This is a genomic window from Aquabacterium sp. OR-4 (assembly GCF_025290835.2).
In the GTDB taxonomy this organism is placed as follows: domain Bacteria; phylum Pseudomonadota; class Gammaproteobacteria; order Burkholderiales; family Burkholderiaceae_C; genus Pseudaquabacterium.
In genome coordinates this window covers 583363-598873 of the sequence record NZ_JAOCQD020000004.1, presented here as the reverse complement: position 1 = coordinate 598873, position 15511 = coordinate 583363, and the positions used below count along the sequence as shown (strand labels likewise).

Genomic DNA, 15511 nt, shown 5'->3' with positions numbered 1-15511 from the left:
GCGCCGCTGTCGACACCTCAGCCTCGTTGTCCCGTCTGTCACGCCTGGAGCGCTGGCTGCCGGCGGGTTTGCTGGCCCTGGTGGGGCTGCTGGTGGGCTGGCAGATCTACGAGGATCACCGGGCCGTCACCGAGAACCAGCGCGAATTCATCGTGGCCCAGGCCAATGCCGTGGCCGACACGCTGCAGCGCGAGCTGGGCAGTGCCGTGGCCGGCATGCGGCCGCTGCGCGACGACATCCAGCGCAGCCCGCCGGCGCAGTGGGCGGGGCTGTGGACGCGCCCGATCGAGGGCGTGGGCCAGGGCCTGGGCCTGGTGCGTTCGCTGCTGCTGGTTGAACGCGGCGGCACGGTGGTGGCCGGCAGCCGGCCCGTCAGTGCGGCGGTGCGGCAGGCGTTGCCGGCCCTGCTGCGCCAGGCGGCCGGGCCGCAAGACCCGGGCCGGTTGCTGACGCTGCCGGTGTGGGACGGGCCGGGTGCGCAGGCCGTGCTGCTGCTGGGCCTGGCCTTGGCCGGCAGCGATGGCGCACCGCTGGGCATGCTGGTGGCGCAGATCGACACGGCGCAGCTGGCCGCCGCCTTGCGCGCGGTGCGCCACAACGCCGACACCTTCGTGGCCCTGGCCCATGCGCAGGGCGTGCTGCTGGCGCTGGACGCGCCCAGGCCGGTGGTCTGGTCACAGCCGCTGGGCGCGGCCGGCTCGTTTTTGCGGCGCCATCTCGACAGCGGGCAATCGCTCACCGTGCTGACCGGTCGGGCGCAGCTCGACAGCACCGAGCAGCTGATGGTGCAGCGCCGCGTCACGCCCGATGCCGCCGACATCGACCAGCCGCTGGTGCTGGCGCTGAGCCGCACGGTCGACGCGATCTACGCGCCCTGGTTCAAGCACCTGTATGCCTATCTGGGCCTGTACGCCCTGCTGGTGCTGCTGACCCTGGCGTCCGACGCCATGCTGCGGCGCCGCCGGCAGGAGCTGCAGGCCGCCGATGCGCAGCGGCGGCGCCTCGAGCGCGAAGGCGCCGAGCGCCTGGCCCTGGGCCTGGACGGCGCCGACCTCGCGCTGTGGGACTTTGACCTGGTGAACAACCGCGCCACCTGCAACGAGCGCTGGCACGGCATGCTCGGGCTGCCACCGCAGCGCGAGCTCGGCGACAAGTCGGCCTGGCGCCAGCTGGTGCATCCCGACGACCTGGCCGGTGTCGAAGCCGAGTTGGAGGCCAGCCTGGCCGGGCAGCGCCAGATCTTCGACGTGGCCTACCGCATGCGCCATGCCGATGGCCGCTGGTTGTGGGTGCTGGACCGCGGGCGGGTGCTCGAGCGCAACGCCGCCGGCGCGCCGCTGCGCATGCTGGGCACGCGCATGGACATCACCGAATCGCGCGAGCGCGAGATCGCGCTGGGCCTCAGCGAGCAGCGCCTGCGCGAGGCCCGCGACGACATGGCCGCCACGCTGGCGGCGCTGCCCGACCTGCTGTTCGAGGTTGACCTGCAGGGCCGGCTGCTGGCCCTGCATGCCCCGCCCGACGACGCCTTGCTGCCACCGGCCGCGCAGCTGCTGAACCACGGCATCGAGCAGGCGCTGCCCGCCGATGCGGCCGCCGTGCTGATGCAGGCGGTGCGTGCCACCGCCGCCGGCCAGCCCGGCGGCCGCGGCCTGTGCAACCTGTCGCCGGGCGAGACGCCGCGCTGGTTCGAGCTGTCGGTGGCGCGCAAGCCGGTGGCGGCCGATGCCCTGCAGCGCTTCGTGGTGCTGGCGCGCGATGTGACCGCGCGGCGCCAGGCCGAAGGGGCCAGCCAGGCCAAGAGCGCCTTCCTGGCCAACATGAGCCACGAGATCCGCACGCCGCTCAACGCCATCCTCGGCCTGGCCTACCTGATGCGCCGCGACGGCGTGCCCCAGGCGCAGGCCGACCGCCTGGAGAAGATCGACCGCGCCGGCCAGCACCTGCTGTCCATCGTCAACGACATCCTCGACCTGTCGAAGATCGAGGCCGGCCGCATGCAGATCGAGAGCACCAGCTTCCATCTGTCGGCGGTGCTCGACAACGTGCAGTCCATCATCGGCGAGGCGGCGCGCGCCAAGGGGCTGCGCATCGAGATGGACCCGAACGCCGTGCCGCACTGGCTGCGCGGCGACCCGACCCGGCTGCGCCAGGCGCTGCTGAACTTCGCCTCCAATGCGGTGAAGTTCACCGAGCAGGGCCGCGTGCTGCTGCAGGCCAAGCTGCTGCAGGTGGAGGGCGACGAGCTGCTGGTGCGTTTTGCCGTCAGTGACACCGGCATCGGCATTGCACCGCCGGTGCTGGCCCGCCTGTTCGATGCCTTCGAGCAGGCCGACGCCTCGACCACCCGCCGCTACGGCGGCTCGGGCCTGGGCCTGGCGATCACCCGGCGCCTGGCCGAGCTGATGGGTGGTGAAGCCGGGGCGCACAGCGAGGTGGGCGTGGGCAGCACCTTCTGGTTCACGGCTCGCCTGCAGCGTGGCCACGGCGTGCTGCCACCCAGCCCGGCCACCCAGCCGGCCAGTGCCTCGAGCCTGCTGCGCCAGGGCTACCGCGGCGCACGGGTGCTGCTGGCCGAAGACAACGAGGTCAACCGCGAGGTCGCGCTGGCCATGCTGCACGGGCTGGGTTTTGCCGCTGACTGCGCGGCCACCGGCCGCGAGGCCGTGGCGCTGGCACGTGGCGGCGGCTACGCGCTGGTGCTGATGGACATGCAGATGCCCGAGATGAGCGGCGTCGAGGCCGCGCGCCTGATCCGCGCCATGCCCGGCCATGCCGCACTGCCCATCCTGGCCCTCACCGCCAATGCCTTCGATGAAGACCGCCAGGCCTGCCTGGCCGCAGGCATGAACGACTTCATCACCAAGCCGCTGGACGTGCATGCCTTCCACGCCACCCTGCTGCGCTGGCTGACGGCCACCCAGCTGCCGGCTGCCGTGCCCGAAGACACCGCGGCCCCCGCGGCCGGCCCGCAGGCGCCTGCACCGGCCGCCCGGCCGGCGCTGCAGGATCGGCTGGCGCAGCTGCCGGGGCTGGACCTGGCCCAGGGCCTGGCCGCGGTGGCTGGCAACCAGGCGATGTACGAGCGCCTGCTGCGCCAGTTTGCGCAGGGCTCGGGGCTGCAGGCGCTGCACGCCGCGCTGGCCGCGCGCAACGCCGCCGCGGTGCAGCAGCAAGCCCACGATCTGCGCGGCCCCGCGCTGACGCTGGGCCTGGTGGAGATGGCGGCGCTCACGCTGTCGATCGAAGCCGCCACGCGCCAGGCCGTCGGACTGGTGCTGCCCGTCAACCCCTGCAGCGAGCCGATGGCCCGGCTGGATGCGGCGATGGCCGCGCTGCGGGCGGCGCTCGGGGCCGACTGAGGGGCCGCCTGCGGGGCGACCGGGCGGCGGTGCTCAGGCCGCTGCGGCCGCCTGCGCCTGCATCTGCGCCTGCGCCGCCAGCACCTGCGCGCGCACGGCCTCGGTCAGCCGCGCCTTCAGGCCGGCAAACTCGGGCGTGGTCTTCACCGAGTAGTGGCGCGGGTGCGGCAGCGGCACCCGTTCATCGAGCACGATGCGGCCGGGCCGGGCGCTCATCACCACCACGCGGCTGCCCATGAACACGGCTTCGTCGATGTCGTGGGTGACGAACAAGACCGTCGTGCGTTCAGCTTCCCAGATGCCCAGCAGCAGCTCCTGCATCAGCTCACGGGTTTGATGGTCGAGCGCGCCGAAGGGCTCGTCCATCAGCAGCATGCGCGGGCGGTTGGCCAGCGCGCGGGCCAGCGCGGTGCGCTGCTGCATGCCGCCCGAGAGCTGCTTGGGGTAGTGCTGCTCAAAGCCGCGCAGGCCCACCTTGGCGAGAAAGTCGTGCGCGATGGCCAGCTGCTCGGCGCGCGGCAGGCCGCGCTCGCGCAGGCCGAAGCACACGTTGTCCAGCACCGTGAGCCAGGGAAACAGCGTGTAGCTCTGGAACACCATGCCGCGCTCGGCGCCGGGGCCGGTGATGCGCTGGCCTTCCAGCTCGGCGCGGCCGGCGGTGGGCTGGTCGAGCCCGGCCACGATGCGCAGCAGCGTGCTCTTGCCGCAGCCGCTGGGGCCCAGGATGGTGATGAAGTCGTTCTCGGCCACATCCAGGTCGGTGGCCTGCAGCGCCAGCGTCTTGTCGAAGCGGCGTTCGAGGCCGCGCACGGTGAGCAGGGGGGTGGTCATGGCGTCTGGCGATGGGTGGGGTGGCTGCGGCTACTTGCCGATGTTGATCAGGGGCGCGGTCTGCATGTTGGCGGGGATCACCACCGTGGTGGCCCCGCCCTTCTCGGCAAACTTCATCAGCGCCAGGTTGGATTCGTGCTGCAGGTACTCGCGCGTGAGGCTCTGGTTGATGATCTGGTTGGCACGCGCCACGCCCTCGGCGCGCTTGATCTCCACCTGGGCCTCGGCCTCGGCGATGGCCACGCGCTGCTTGGTGGTTTCGAGCTGCTTTTGCGCGGCCACCGATTCCTGGATGGTGCGCTCGATGGCCGGGTCGGTGGTGAGCGCGCGGATCACCACGCGGGTGATGGTGAACACGCCCTTGTCGTTGGCATCCAGTTCGGCCTGAAGGCCGCGGCGCACGGCCGAGGCCAGCTCGTCGCGCTGGGTGTGCATCACCAGGCTGTCGATGCGTGCGGCCTGCTCGTAGATGGCATTGCGCGCCAGGCGGCTGAGCAGGCCGTGGGCCGGCAGGGTGACGCGGCTGCCTTCGTCGCGCACATGCTGGCCGGCGTATTTGACGGTCAGGTCGGCGATCTGGCCGGTTGCCACGCGGTAGTACAGGGTCACGTCCAGGTCGCGCAGCGAGAGGTTGTCGCGTGCCTTGGGCGTGAGGTCGCTCAGGTCGACGCCGATTTCCTTGCCCGAGAACTCGGCCACCTGGCTGATGGCCGGCACCCCCAGGTAGACGCCGGGCTCCAGCTCCTCGGGGTTGATCTTGCCCAGCGTGGTGCGCACGCCCACATTGCCCGATCCGATGGTGCCGCAGCTCGACAGGCCCAGGCCCACCGCCACCACCAGCACCAGGCCTGCCACCCCGCGTGAGCGCATGCTCATGTTCGTCTCCCCTGCATCGGCATGGCGGGCCGAGATGGCCCGCCGCGAGGGGATTGTGAAGCCGCGGCAGCCGCGCGACGACCCGGCCTCATCGCCCCAGCTGAGCCCACGGAAACAGCCGGCGGTTGGCCCACTTGAACAGCAGGTCGCTGGCCAGGCCGATCAGGCCGATGACGATGATGCCGAAGATGATCTGGTCGGTGGCCAGCAGCGCCTGGCTGTCGGTGATCATGTGGCCGATGCCGCTGCTGGCGCCGATCAGCTCGGCCACGATCACATAGGTCCAGGCCCAGCCCAGCACCATGCGCAGCACCTCGGCAATCTCGGGCGCTGCGCCGGGGATCAAGACGCGGCGGATCAGGCCGCGGTCATTCACGCCCAGGGTGTAGGCGGCCTCCACCAGATCGCGCCGGGTGTTGCCCACGATCACCGCGATCATCAATACCAGCTGGAAGAAGCTGCCGATGAAGATGACCGCCAGCTTCTGCTTCTCGCCGATGCCGGCCCACAGGATCAGCAGCGGGATGAAGGCACTGGCCGGCAGGTAGCGCGCAAAGCTGACGAAGGGCTCGAAGAAGGCCTCCACCGGCTTGTAGGCGCCCATCGCCACGCCCAGCGGCAGCGCAATGGCCGCGGCGATCAGAAAGCCGCCCAGCACGCGCCACACCGTCCACAGGATGTCCCAGCCAAAACCCATCTCGGTGAGCAGCGTGACGCCGCTTTTCACCATGGTGAGCGGATCGGCCAGAAAGGTCTTCTGCACGAAGCCGCCAAAGGTGGCCAGCGCCCACAGCGCCACGAACAGCACGAAGAAACTCACCCCCAGCGCCACGCGGGTCGTGGCAGCGACGGGAACCAAAGGCTTCATCAACGCACCCGACGCGGAACGTGGTGACAGAACCCAGCGAACGCCGCGGAACCGGCTTTGCCGGGCCGCTGGCGTTGCCCCCTTGAGGGGGCGCGCGAAGCGCGTAGGGGGTGGGTCATTTCAGGAACTGGGTGGTGGCCAGCTTCGACAGATCGGGGATCTGCTTGATGATGCCGGCCTCCAGCAGCAGCTCGGCCGCCTCCTTGCTGAACTGCGCATGCTCGCCGGCAAAGAACTTCAGGTTGGCCTCGCGGTCTTGCCAGCGCAGGTAGGCCTGGCTCTTCTCGAAGGCCTCGCCGCTTTGCTTGACGTCGGCGCCCATGATCTCGAAGCTCTTCTTCGGGTCGGCCTTGATCATGGCCACGGCGTCGAAGTAGCTGTCGGCCAGGGCCTTGGCGGCCTTGGGGTTCTCGGCCAGGAACTTGGGCGTGCAGCCAAAGGTGTCCATGATCATCGGGTAGTCGAGCGTGGTGGCGATGATCTTGCCGGCCTCGGGCTTGGCGCGCACGGCACCCAGGTAGGGCTCGTAGGTCATGGCGGCGTCGACGCCATCGGTGCCGGCGATCATCGCGTTGGCGGCGGCCTGGGGCTCGAGGTTGACCACCTTCACGTCCTTCACGCTCAGGCCGTTTTTCTTGAGCATCCAGGCCAGCGTGAAGTAGGGCGCGGTGCCGGGGGCACTGGCGGCCACGGTCTTGCCCTTCAGGTCGCTGATCTTGCCGATGCCGGGCTTGACCACCATGCCGTCGGCGCCAAAGCTCTTGTCGAGCTGGAAGATCTGCGTGGTGGCCACGCCGTTGGCGTTCCACACCACCCAGGTTTCCACCGTGGTGGCGGCGCACTGGATGTCGCCGCTGGCAATGGCCAGGTGGCGGTCCTTCTGCGGGATCTTCTTGATGCTCACGTCGAGCCCGTTCTTCTTGAACAGGCCGGCCTCCCTGGCCAGCGTGAGCGGCGCAAAGCCGGTCCAGCCGCTGATGCCGATGGCCAGCTTGGTCTCCTGGGCCTGGGTGGTGGCGCTGGCCAGTGCCAGGGTGGTGGCGGCCAGGGCCATGCGTGAACGGAAGGAAATCATCGGAGGCGCTCCTCGTGCGGGGTTGCGGGTGGGATCAGTGGCGGTGGGAGGGATGGTCGCAGGCGCCGCCGCCCGCGTGGCCATCGGCGTGCTCGCCGGCCTCGCCACCGATCTGGGCGCGCAGGTCGGCCTGCGGCCACAGCGTGGGCAGGCCGGTCTGGCGGTCGAGCAGCGCGCTGAGCTGGCCTGAGCGCAGCAGGGCCGTGGCCTGGGCGATGTCGGGGGCGAGGTAGCGGTCCTGGTGCATGGGCGGGCAAAGCTGGCGCAGCAGCGCCAGCATCTCCTCGAGCGCCGGGCTGCTGGCCAGCGGCCGCAGGAACTCGATGCCCTGGGCCGCGGCCAGCCACTCGATGCCGAGGATGTGGGCGGTGTTGCTGACCATGGCTTGCAAGCGCCGTGCCGCGAAGGTGGCCATGCTCACATGGTCTTCCTGGTTGGCGCTGGTGGGCAGGCTGTCCACGCTGGCCGGGTGGGCCAGGCTCTTGTTCTCGCTGGCCAGGCTGGCGGCCGTGACGTGGGCGATCATGAAGCCGCTGTTCAGGCCCGCATCGGCGGTCAGAAAGGGCGGCAGCCGCGACACGCTGGCATCGATCAGCATCGCGATGCGGCGCTCGGCAATGGCCCCCACCTCGGCAATGGCCAGCGCCATGCCATCGGCGGCCAGGGCCACCGGCTCGGCGTGGAAGTTGCCACCGCTGATCATCTCCTGCGTGTCGGCAAACACCAGCGGGTTGTCGGTCACGGCATTGGCTTCGCGCAGCAGCACCTGGGCGGCATGGCGCAGCTGATCCAGGCAGGCGCCCACCACCTGCGGCTGGCAGCGCAGGCAGTAGGGGTCTTGCACGCGATCGTCGCCGTCCGGCATCTGGCTTTGCCAGTGCTGGACACCCCCCTCGGGGGGCGACTGGCGCGCAGCGCCAGTCTCGGGGCGCATGGTCTTGTGGCTGGCGCGGATGGCGCTGCCGGCCAGCAGCGCGCGGTAGATGCGTGCCACGTCGATCTGGCCCGGCTGGCCACGCAGTGCATGGATGCGCGGGTCGAACGGCCCATCGCTGCCGCGCGCGGCATCCACCGTGAGCGCGCCCACCACCAGCGCAGCCTCGAACACCGGCCGAAAGGCAAACAGCGCATGCAGCGCCAGTGCGGTGCTGGTCTGCGTGCCGTTGATCAGCGCCAGGCCTTCCTTGGCCTCGAGTGCCAGCGGGGTGATGCCGGCCTGGGCCAGGGCTTGCGCCGCCGGCACCGGTTGGCCATCGGCACCCAGGAAGGCGCCCTCGCCCATCAGCGCCAGCGTCATGTGCGACAGCGGCGCCAGGTCGCCCGAGGCGCCCACCGAGCCCTGGCTGGGCACATGGGGCACCAGGCCGGCGTTGTGCACCGCGAGCAGCGTGTCGATGACGACCGGCCGCACACCGCTGTGCCCACGCCCCAGGCTGGCTGCCTTCAGCGCCAGCATCAGCCGCACCACGGCGGGCTGCAGCGGCTCGCCCACGCCCACGCTGTGGCTGCGGATCAGGTTGCGCTGCAGCTGGGCCAGATCGGCCGCGCTGATGCGCGTGCTGGCCAGCTTGCCAAAGCCGGTGTTGACACCGTACACCGGCGCATCGCCCGCCGCGGCCGCCTGCACCAGCGCCGCGCTGGCCTGGATGGCCGGCAGCGCGGCGGGGTCGAGCATCAGGCGCAACGGACGGTGGCCTTCGCTGTGGATGGCCTGCAGCACATCCAGCGTGAGTTCTCCAGGGCGCAGCAGCATGTTTACTGGACCATCGGCAGGTTGAGGTTCTGCTCATGCGCGCAGGCCACGGCCTCGGCATAGCCGGCATCGGCATGGCGCATCACGCCGGTGGCGGGGTCGTTCCACAGCACGCGCGCGATGCGCTGGTCGGCCGCCGCGCTGCCGTCGCACACGATCACCACGCCGCTGTGTTGGCTGTAGCCCATGCCCACGCCGCCGCCATGGTGCAGGCTCACCCAGGTGGCGCCGCCGGCGGTGTTGAGCAGCGCGTTCAGCAGCGGCCAGTCGCTCACCGCGTCGCTGCCGTCCATCATGGCCTCGGTCTCGCGGTTGGGGCTGGCCACGCTGCCGCTGTCGAGGTGGTCGCGGCCGATGACGATGGGCGCCTTCAGCTCGCCCGAGCGCACCATCTCGTTGAAGGCCAGGCCGGCGCGGTGGCGCTCGCCCAGGCCGATCCAGCAGATGCGCGCCGGCAGGCCCTGGAAGGCGATGCGCTCGCCAGCCATGTCGAGCCAGCGGTGCAGGTGGGCATCGGCGGGGAACAGCTCCTTCATCTTGGCGTCGGTCTTGCGGATGTCGTCCGGGTCACCACTCAGCGCCACCCAGCGGAACGGCCCCTTGCCGCGGCAGAACAGCGGCCGGATGTAGGCCGGCACGAAGCCGGGGAAGTCAAACGCGTTCTGCACGCCTTCGTCAAAGGCCACCTGGCGGATGTTGTTGCCGTAGTCGACCGTGGGCACGCCCATCTGCTGGAAGGCCAGCATGGCCTGCACATGCCGGGCGCAGCCCTGGGCGGCGGCGGCCTTCAGCGCGGCATGCTGGGCAGCATCGGCGCGCGCGGCCAGCCATTGCGCCACGCTCCAGCCCGGCGGCAGGTAGCCGTTGATCAGGTCGTGCGCGCTGGTCTGGTCGGTCACCAGATCGGGCCGGGGGCCGCCGGCCTGGGCACGCCGGGCCAGCTCGGGCAGCAGCTCGGCGGCATTGCCCAGCAGCGCAATGCTGACGGCGCGGCCCTCGGCGGTGTAGCGCTGGATGCGGGCCAGCGCGTCGTCCAGATCGGCGGCCTGCTCGTCCACATAGCGGCTGCGCAGGCGGAAGTCGATGCGCGACTGCTGGCACTCGATGTTCAGCGAGCAGAAACCCGCAAACGTGGCGGCCAGTGGTTGCGCGCCGCCCATTCCACCCAGGCCGGCCGTCAGGATCCACTTGCCTTGGGCTTGGCCACCGTAGTGCTGGCGTGCCGCCTCGACAAAGGTCTCGTAGGTGCCCTGCACGATGCCCTGGCTGCCGATGTAGATCCAGCTGCCGGCGGTCATCTGGCCGTACATCATCAGCCCGGCGCGGTCGAGCTGGTTGAAATGCTCCCAGGTGGCCCATTTGGGCACCAGGTTGGAGTTGGCGATGAGCACCCGTGGTGCATCGGCATGGGTGCGGAACACGCCCACCGGCTTGCCGCTCTGGATCAGCAGCGACTCGTCTTCCTGCAGCTGCTCCAGGCTTTTCAGGATGGCCTCGAAACAATCCCAGTTGCGCGCAGCCTTGCCGATACCGCCGTAGACCACCAGCGCCTCGGGGTTCTCGGCCACCGCGGGGTCGAGGTTGTTCTGCAGCATGCGGTAGGCGGCCTCGATCAGCCAGTTGCGGCAGTGCAGCGTGCTGCCGGTGGGCGCCTTGACCGGCCCCCAGGTAGCCCGGCGCGGCGGCGGTGGGCGCAGGCGGTGCGGGCGGGGTGGACAGATCGGTCATTTGCGGTGGCCCTCGGCTGGCGGGATGGGTGCAGAGCGCCGTCAATGTACTTGTCTAGACAAGCCAAGGCAAGTAGCATGCCGCCGATCATCCAGCAGCCCGGCCCGCCGGGCGCCCCCAGGCTTTCCCGCATGTCCACCCGTCCGATCCCTTCGCGCAGTGCAGCGCGGGCCCAGGCGCCGTATGCGCTGGTCAAGCAGTTCCTGCGCGACGCGCTGGCCAGCGGCCAGTACCCCCCGGGCGCGCTGATGCCCAGCGAGGCCGAGCTGGTGCAGCGCTTCGGCGTCAGCCGCATGACCGTGGGCCGCGCGCTGCGCGAGCTGGCGGCCGAGGGCCTGGTCGACCGGGTGCAGGGCGTGGGCACCTTCGCGGCGCAGCTGGGCAAGGTGGCTTCGCAGCTGATGATCCGCGACCTGCACGAAGAGATCTCGCAGCGCGGCCACCGCCACCGCGCCCAGGTGCACCTGGCGCGGCAGGAGGCCGCCAGCCCCGGCGTGGCCGCGCAGCTGGGCCTGGCCCAGGGCGAGCCGGTGTTCCACACGCTGATCGTGCACCTCGAAAACGAGGTGCCGCTGCAGTGCGAAGACCGCTACGTCAACCCCGCCGCCGCGCCGGGCTACCTGGGGGTCGATTTTTCGCAGACCACGCCCACCCACTACCTGCTGGAGGTGGCGCCGCTGTGGCAGGCCAGCTACAGCATCGAGGCCGCGCTGCCCACCGCGCGCGAGGCCCGCCTGCTGGGCATCGGCGCCGGTGATCCCTGCCTGGTGGTGGTGCGCCGCACCACCAATGCCCAGCACGCCATCACCGCGGCGCGCCTGGTGCACCCGGGCACGCGCTACCGCCTGCAGGGCGAGTTCGCGCCATGAGCGAAGACCTGGGTCTGCAGTGGCAGGCCGCCGAGGCGGTGGCGGCCGAGCCCTGGCGCAATGGCGGCGGCAGCACGCGCACGCTGTGGGTCTGGCCGGCCGGCGCCGCGGCGGCCGACTGGCGCCTGCGCATCAGCCTGGCCGACATCACGCGCGACGGGCCGTTCTCGCCCTTTGCCGGCGTGCGGCGCTGGTTTGCCGTGGTGCAGGGCGCCGGCGTCAACCTGGCCTGGCCGCAGCAGGCGCAGGCACTCACGCCCTGCAGCCCGCCGATCTGCTTTGACGGCGCCCAGGCGCCCGGCTGCAGCCTGATCGGCGGCGCCACGCGCGACCTGAACCTGATGCTGCGCGGCGTGGCCGGCGGCCTGGTCAAGGCGCGGCCCGACGAGGCCTGGCAAGCGCCGCCGGGCGCCTGGCGCGCCTGCTTCTGCACCGGCGCCGGGCATCTGCAAACGGGGCATGATGGGCTGGCCTTGCCGGGCATGGGCCTGGTGCTGCCGGCGGCTGCCGGCACGCCGCCCGATCAACAGCCCTGGCAATGGACCCCCGCATCCGCCGAGGCCCGCGCCTGGTGGCTGTGGGCCGATCTTGGCGCGACCGCACAGGCCCCCGCATGAACACCCCGGCCCCGCTGACCCTCTGGCAGCACGCCCACCTGGCCACGATGGACGGCGCCACGCCCTATGGCTGGCAGCCCGATGGCGCGCTGCTCACGCAGGGCGACACGCTGCGGTGGGTGGGCGCGCTGGCCGAGCTGCCCGCCGCGCTGCGGCCGCGCATCGGCCACGAGATCAGCCTGGGCGGCCGCCTGGTCACGCCCGGCCTGATCGACGCCCACACCCACCTGGTGTATGCCGGTGATCGCGCGCTCGAGTTCGAGCAGCGCCTGCAGGGCGCCAGCTACGAGCAGATCGCGCGCGCCGGTGGCGGCATCCGGTCCACCGTGGCCGCCACCCGCGCCGCCGACGAGCAGCGCCTGCTGGCGCTGGCGCTGGGCCGCGCGCGCCAGCTGCTGGCCGAGGGCGTGACCACGCTCGAGATCAAGAGCGGCTACGGCCTGGATGCCGCCACCGAGGCGCGCTGCCTGCGCGTGGCGCGCGGCGTGGGCCAGGCGCTGGGCATCACCGTGCGCACCACCTCGCTGGGGGCGCATGCGCTGCCGCCCGAGTTCGACGGCCGGCCCGACGACTACATCGCCGCAGTGGCCGCCTGGCTGCCGGCCCAGGCCGCCGACGGCCTGGTGGATGCGGTGGACGCCTTCTGCGACACCATCGGCTTCACGCCCGAGCAGACCCGGCGCGTGTTCGACGCCGCCCAGGCGCTGGGCCTGCCGGTCAAGCTGCATGCCGAGCAGCTGAGCAACCAGGAAGGCGCCGCGCTGGCCGCCGGCTATGGCGCGCTGAGCTGCGACCACATCGAGCACCTGTCGGACCGCGGCATCGCCGCGATGGCCGGCGCCGGCACGGTGGCCATGCTGCTGCCCACCGCGTTCTACTTTCTGCGCGACACCCGGCTGCCGCCGGTGCAGGCGCTGCGCCAGGCCGGCGTGCCGATGGCCGTGGCCAGTGACCACAACCCCGGCTCGTCGCCCGGCCTGTCGCTGCTGCTGGCCATGAACATGGCCTGCACCCTGTTCCGGCTGACACCCGAGGAGGCGCTGGCCGGCACCACCGTGCACGCCGCGCGCGCGCTGGGCCTGCAGGCCACGCATGGCCGCCTGGCGGCCGGCTGCCGCGCCGACTTCGTGGCCTGGAACCTGAACCACCCGGCCGAGCTGGCCTACTGGTTTGGCCAGCGGCCCGCACAGCGCGTGGTGGCCGGCGGCCGCACCGTGCACCTGGCCGGCGAGGCCGGCACCACCGGCGCCACCGGCACCACCTGCACCACCGACACCGACGCCCACCCCCCGGAGACCGCGCCATGACCCTCGCCGAGCCTGCGGTGTTCACCCTGCACCGCGGCAGCACGCCGCTGCTGCTGAGCCTGCCGCATGTGGGCACCGCCCTGCCCGCGGCCCTGCAGCCGCGCCTGGTGCCCCGCGCGCTGCGCGTGGAAGACACCGACTGGCACCTCGAGCGCCTGTACGGCTTTGCGCAGGCGCTGGGCGCCAGCGTGCTGGTGCCGCACTTCAACCGCATCGTGGTCGATCTGAACCGCCCGCCCGAGAACGCGCCGATGTATGCCGGCGTCAACAACACCGAGCTGTGCCCCACCCGCTTCTTCACCGGCGATGCGATCTACCCGCCCGGCCAGGCGCCCGACGAGGCCGAGGTGCGCCAGCGCGTGCAGACCTGCTGGCAGCCCTACCACGAGGCCCTGGCGGCCGAGCTGGCGCGGCTGCGGGCCTTGCACGGCCATGCGGTGCTGCTGGACGGCCACAGCATCAAGGACCGCCTGCCCTGGCTGTTTGAAGGCAAGCTGTGGGACCTGAACCTGGGCACCGCCGACGGCCGCGCCTGCGCGCCCGGCCTGCAGGCGGCGGCGCAGGCCGTGCTGGCCGGCCAGCAGCGCTACACCCACATCACCAACGGCCGCTTCAAGGGCGGGCACATCACGCGCTGTTACGGCCAGCCGGCGCAGGGCGTGCACGCGCTGCAGCTCGAGATGTGCTGGAGCTGCTACATGAACGACGATGCCGAAGACCCGCCCTTTGCCTACCGCGAAGACCGCGCGGCCGCCGTGCAGCCGGTGCTGCGCGCCTTGCTGGGCGCGCTGATCGACTGGCGTCCCGGAGCCTGACGTGGGCACCCCCGCACTCTGGGCCCCGCAGGCCTGGCTGCCCGCGCGCGGCTGGGTGGATGGCGTGCTGCTCACGCCCGGGCGCGACGGCTGCTGGCAGGCGGTGCAGGCCGGCGTGGCGCAGCCGCCCGAGGCCGCCACCGTGCTGCCCGGCCCGGTGCTGCCGGGCCTGGTCAATGCCCACAGCCATGCCTTCCAGCGCGCCTTTGCCGGCCTGGCCGAGCGGCGCGAGGCCGCGCAAGACGATTTCTGGGGCTGGCGCGACCGCATGTACGCGGTGGCCAACCGCATCTCGCCGGCGCAGCTGCAGGCCGTGGCCAGCCAGCTCTACGCCGAGCTGCTGCAGGGCGGCTACACCCAGGTGCTCGAGTTCCACTACCTGCACCACCAGCCCGACGGCCGGCCCTATCCCGAGCCGCTGGCCATGGCGCAGGCCCTGGCCGCCGCGGCGCAGGCCACCGGCATCGGTCTCACGCTGCTGCCGGTGCTGTACCAGCGCGCCGGTTTTGCCCAGCCGGCGCTGCGGCCCGACCAGTGCCGCTTTGCCACCACGCCGGCCGGCGTCACGGCCATGCGCGAGGGCATCCGTGCCTGGGGCCTGCCGGGGGTGACGGCCGGTGTGGCCATCCACTCGCTGCGCGCGGCCGAACCCGATGCCATCACCGCCCTGGTGCAAGGCTGCGCGGGCGATGCCGGCCCGATCCACATCCACATCGCCGAGCAAACGGCGGAAGTGAGCGACTGCCTGGCCGCCACCGGCCGGCGGCCGATCGAGTGGCTGGCCCGGCATGTGGCGCTGGATGCGCGCTGGCAGCTGGTGCATGCCACGCATGCCACGCCGGCCGAGATGGATGCCGTGGCCGCCGCCGGCGCCGGCGTGGTGATCTGCCCCAGCACCGAGGCCAACCTGGGCGACGGCATCCTCGACCTGCCCGGCTGGCTGGCGCGCCACACCATCACCAGCATCGGCTCCGACAGCCATGTGGCCCGACACTGGCCGCACGAGCTGCGCGCGCTCGAAACCAGCCAGCGCCTGGCCCTGCGCCAGCGCAACGTGGCGGCCGCGCCCGAGCAGGGGCAGCCGGCCACCGCGGCGCGTTTGTTCAACCACAGCCTGGCCGGTGGCGCGGCGGCGGCCGGCTTCGCGGCCTGGGGCCTGGTGCCGGGTGCGCGCGCCGACCTGCTGGTGCTCGACGGCGCCGCCCCCGGCCTGCTGGGCGTGCCGGTCAGCCAGGCGCTGGATGGGCTGGTGTTTGCCGCCGACGCGCCGGCCTTCCGCCAGGTGTGGGTGGCCGGCCAATGCCGCGTGCGCGACGGCCGGCATGTGCAGGCCGCGGCGCTGGCCGAAGGCTTTGTGGGGGCGATGCAGGCGCTGTGGGCCTGAGCCCGCCGGCCGCCGCCGTGGCCGGC

12 protein-coding genes are annotated in these 15511 nt (G+C 72.0%); 6 read left to right on the top strand and 6 right to left on the bottom strand.

The window, feature by feature from the left end; translation table 11 throughout:
• The first annotated feature begins 26 nt into the window (after positions 1–26).
• Entirely contained in the window at positions 27–3362 is a 3336-nt protein-coding gene (locus N4G63_RS27855) for an ATP-binding protein (protein WP_314600545.1), read from the top strand.
• 33 nt (positions 3363–3395) lie between these two features.
• Here the strand turns inward: N4G63_RS27855 and N4G63_RS27850 are convergent, their stop codons facing one another.
• The 6 genes from N4G63_RS27850 to hutU all read right to left on the bottom strand — a co-directional run bounded on the left by N4G63_RS27850 (position 3396) and on the right by hutU (position 10462).
• Positions 3396–4193 (bottom strand): ABC transporter ATP-binding protein, encoded by a 798-nt coding sequence (locus N4G63_RS27850; RefSeq protein ID WP_314600544.1) that lies wholly within the window; start codon positions 4191–4193, stop codon positions 3396–3398.
• A 30-nt stretch (positions 4194–4223) separates the two neighbouring features.
• Positions 4224–5069: an SPFH domain-containing protein gene (locus N4G63_RS27845; RefSeq protein WP_314600543.1), complete on the bottom strand. Its 846-nt coding sequence runs from the start codon at positions 5067–5069 to the stop codon at positions 4224–4226.
• 88 nt (positions 5070–5157) lie between these two features.
• Positions 5158–5937 (bottom strand): ABC transporter permease, encoded by a 780-nt coding sequence (locus N4G63_RS27840; protein WP_314600542.1) that lies wholly within the window; start codon positions 5935–5937, stop codon positions 5158–5160.
• A 115-nt stretch (positions 5938–6052) separates the two neighbouring features.
• Positions 6053–6991: an ABC transporter substrate-binding protein gene (locus N4G63_RS27835; RefSeq protein WP_314600813.1), complete on the bottom strand. Its 939-nt coding sequence runs from the start codon at positions 6989–6991 to the stop codon at positions 6053–6055.
• Between the two features lie 55 nt (positions 6992–7046).
• Positions 7047–8765 (bottom strand): histidine ammonia-lyase, encoded by a 1719-nt coding sequence (gene hutH / locus N4G63_RS27830; RefSeq protein WP_314600541.1) that lies wholly within the window; start codon positions 8763–8765, stop codon positions 7047–7049.
• A gap of 2 nt (positions 8766–8767) precedes the next feature.
• A complete protein-coding gene (hutU, locus tag N4G63_RS27825) occupies positions 8768–10462 on the bottom strand; it encodes a urocanate hydratase (RefSeq protein WP_314600812.1) in 1695 nt (564 codons plus the stop codon).
• A gap of 162 nt (positions 10463–10624) precedes the next feature.
• Here hutU and hutC point away from each other — a divergent pair, with 162 nt between their 5' ends.
• From hutC to N4G63_RS27800, 5 genes are read left to right on the top strand one after another with little or no spacing between them, the layout of a single operon-like run.
• The gene (hutC, locus tag N4G63_RS27820) at positions 10625–11362 is read left to right on the top strand and encodes a histidine utilization transcriptional repressor HutC (RefSeq protein WP_314600540.1); all 738 of its coding nucleotides are present in this window, start codon (positions 10625–10627) and stop codon (positions 11360–11362) included.
• Entirely contained in the window at positions 11359–11979 is a 621-nt protein-coding gene (locus N4G63_RS27815) for a HutD/Ves family protein (protein WP_314600539.1), read from the top strand. Before hutC ends, N4G63_RS27815 begins: the two co-directional genes overlap by 4 nt.
• Complete coding sequence (gene hutI, locus N4G63_RS27810; RefSeq protein WP_314600538.1) at positions 11976–13286, top strand: imidazolonepropionase; 1311 nt, start codon at positions 11976–11978, stop codon at positions 13284–13286. The genes N4G63_RS27815 and hutI overlap by 4 nt, the downstream gene beginning before the upstream one ends.
• Positions 13283–14101 carry an N-formylglutamate deformylase gene (hutG, locus tag N4G63_RS27805; RefSeq protein ID WP_314600537.1) on the top strand — a complete coding sequence of 273 codons (819 nt, stop codon included), beginning with the start codon at positions 13283–13285 and terminating at the stop codon, positions 14099–14101. Before hutI ends, hutG begins: the two co-directional genes overlap by 4 nt.
• A 1-nt stretch (position 14102) precedes the next feature.
• Positions 14103–15485, top strand: a complete 1383-nt coding sequence (locus tag N4G63_RS27800) for a formimidoylglutamate deiminase (RefSeq protein WP_260791461.1) — start codon at positions 14103–14105, stop codon at positions 15483–15485.
• Positions 15486–15511: the final 26 nt, after the last annotated feature.

Coding starts and splice junctions, on each gene's coding strand:
- N4G63_RS27850 (WP_314600544.1), bottom strand. CDS start 4,193: ATGACCACCCCCCTGCTCACCGTGCGCGGCCTCGAACGCCGCTTCGAC.
- N4G63_RS27845 (WP_314600543.1), bottom strand. CDS start 5,069: ATGAGCATGCGCTCACGCGGGGTGGCAGGCCTGGTGCTGGTGGTGGCG.
- N4G63_RS27840 (WP_314600542.1), bottom strand. CDS start 5,937: ATGAAGCCTTTGGTTCCCGTCGCTGCCACGACCCGCGTGGCGCTGGGG.
- N4G63_RS27835 (WP_314600813.1), bottom strand. CDS start 6,991: ATGGCCCTGGCCGCCACCACCCTGGCACTGGCCAGCGCCACCACCCAG.
- hutH (WP_314600541.1), bottom strand. CDS start 8,765: ATGCTGCTGCGCCCTGGAGAACTCACGCTGGATGTGCTGCAGGCCATC.
- hutC (WP_314600540.1), top strand. CDS start 10,625: ATGTCCACCCGTCCGATCCCTTCGCGCAGTGCAGCGCGGGCCCAGGCG.
- N4G63_RS27815 (WP_314600539.1), top strand. CDS start 11,359: ATGAGCGAAGACCTGGGTCTGCAGTGGCAGGCCGCCGAGGCGGTGGCG.
- hutI (WP_314600538.1), top strand. CDS start 11,976: ATGAACACCCCGGCCCCGCTGACCCTCTGGCAGCACGCCCACCTGGCC.
- hutG (WP_314600537.1), top strand. CDS start 13,283: ATGACCCTCGCCGAGCCTGCGGTGTTCACCCTGCACCGCGGCAGCACG.